The organism is uncultured Fretibacterium sp. (genome assembly GCF_938040765.1).
Taxonomy (GTDB): Bacteria; Synergistota; Synergistia; order Synergistales; family Aminobacteriaceae; genus CAJPSE01.
In genome coordinates this window covers 1-2,226 of the sequence record NZ_CALIAA010000087.1, presented here as the reverse complement: position 1 = coordinate 2,226, position 2,226 = coordinate 1, and the positions used below count along the sequence as shown (strand labels likewise).

The 2,226-nt window shown below is 63.6% G+C and carries 2 protein-coding genes; both read right to left on the bottom strand.

Annotation, left to right across the window (positions count from 1 at the left end):
* Positions 1–963 (bottom strand): nucleoside recognition domain-containing protein (locus Q0176_RS03195; RefSeq protein WP_299299154.1); only part of this gene is annotated, 963 nt, incomplete at its 3' end.
* Positions 964–968: 5 nt separating this feature from the next.
* The coding region (locus Q0176_RS03190) for a PLP-dependent aminotransferase family protein (protein ID WP_299299152.1) at positions 969–2,226 on the bottom strand (1,258 nt) is incomplete at its 5' end.

Here is a 2,226-nt window from a genome sequence, read left to right as displayed (position 1 = left end):
CCTGACGAACGCGGCGGCGGTGTCCGAAAACGTCTGCTTCCCGGCTCGCTCGACGGCCAGTTTCAGCGCCCATTCTCCCAGCTTCGCGTCCCTGGGAATGTCGTCTCCGGCGCGCTGTTTTCCCGCCTTGCCCGAAAAGGTGTCCGGTATCGACGAGAGCGGCCAGATCCGGGGCATGATGAGGGCCAGGATGAAGGTGACGGCGTAGACCGAGAACAGGATCTGGAGGTACTTGTGGGGCAGTTTGACGAAGTCGGCCATGACGTAGACGTACGCGATGCTGATGACCGAGAAGGTGCTGGCGATGATGGCGGCCTCGCGGTCGGAATAATAGCCCTGATCGTGGACTTTCGTGGTGATGACCACCCCGACGGAACTGCTGCCGACCCATGAGGCCAGACAGTCGATCGCGGCTCGGCCCGGCAGCTTGAAAAGCGGCCCCATGATCGGCCGGGCGAAGGTGCCGACGTACTCCATCAGGCCGTAATCCGTGAGGAGCGGGACGAACGCCGCGAGTACCGAGAAGACGATCAGCAGGGCGGGGGCCAGAACCAGGCCGGGCGTACCCCCGTTGTCCATGTTCCAGACGACCTCGGGCCCGATTTTATAGAGGATGACGACGTAGAGGACGGCCCCCAGCAGGCGCGAGCCCAGCCAGAAGGGCGAGACACAGAACAGATCCTTCAGAAACGGGCTCTCCGTGATGAAGCGGGGTTTCGTGAGGACGGCCCAAAGGCTCACGGCCGCGCTGAGAACGACCGCGACCATCGCGGCCGTCGGGAGGTAGGGCTTCAGAACCCCGCCCTTCCCCACATCGATCAGAAGTCCAAGGGCCGTGTTGAAGGTTCCCTTGTCCGGTATGGGCATGAGAAAGGCCACGGCGCCGACAAGTGAGGGGATCACGAACTTCAGGATCTGTCCGGCCGTATACGTTCTTCTCGCGTCGTTTCGCATCTTCTCCATTTTACTCACTCCTTGTCCTCGTGTCGGTGCGCACGGTACGTACGCCATGCCCTCGCCAGTCTGTCCATGCCCTCCTCCATACAATCCCGTGGGATCCTGGCGTAGGAGAGACGGAAGGCCTTGTCGCCCCTGTCGTCCCCATCCGGAAAGAACACGTTCCCCGGGATGAGGCCGATCCCCTCGTGCCGCACGGCGTACCGTGCAAACACGGCGGAGTTGAAGCCCCTCATATCGTCCGGCCCCTGTCCCCAGATGAAAAAGCCCCCTTTGGGCCGGTTCGTCCGCAGCCCAAGCGGGGTCAGCCGTTCTTCTGCAAGGCGCAGCATCAGATCTCGGCGGCTCCGGTATTCCCTGCGGAGGGCCTCCACATGTTTTTCGAAATCCAGCGTGCGCATCAGATGCAAAGTAGCCCTTTGCAGGAGCAGTGCCGGCCCTAGTCCGTCGCAGATGCACAGGGCGAGGAAGGCGTCCCTCAGGGTTGGAGGCACGACGGCCCAGCCGATGCGCAGTCCCGGCGCGACGATCTTGGAGAACGTGTTGCAGTGGATGACGCGCCGGTCGTCGCCGGCGAGCTTCAGATAGCTTGTCGGGACGGGGCCGTCGTAGCCGAGGTAGTGATAGGGATCGTCTTCGACGATGGCGACGTCGTGTCTGCGGAGGATGTCCAGAACGCGCAGCCTGCGTTCCAGAGACGCCGTACAGCCGCTGGGATTCTGGAAATTGGGGATCGTATAGAGAAATCGAGCCTCTTTCAGCTGCGGCGTCCGTTCGAGCTCCTCGGGAAGGATCCCCTCGTCGTCCGCGGGAACCGGCACGCAGATCGCCCCCTGACGGCGAAACGTGAGAAGGCTGTCGCTGTAGGTCGGCCCTTCGACCAGCACGACCGTCCCCTCGTCGATCAAGACCTCGGCGGCCAGGCTGATGGCGCCTGCGGCCCCATGGGTGATGACGACATCCTCGGGGCCGACCCAATCCGGGGCCATATCGTCCCGGCTCATGCGCTCGGCGATCCAGGCGCGCAGGTCGATATCCCCCAGGTCGTCGTGGTAATACGCCCAGATCGCCCCGTCACCCAGCGCCCTTTCCACAGCGCTCCGAAAGGCGTCCTTGGGAAAGGCCTCGTCCGGCGGCTCCCCCGCGCCGAACGAGAGAGCTCCATTCGACTCGACCAGGGCGATGATCTCGCTGATCCCGGAGAACTTCAGCCGCTCCCGGGCCATAGCGCTGAGTTGCCGGCGGAATGTGAAGCCGTCGTTGTCCATG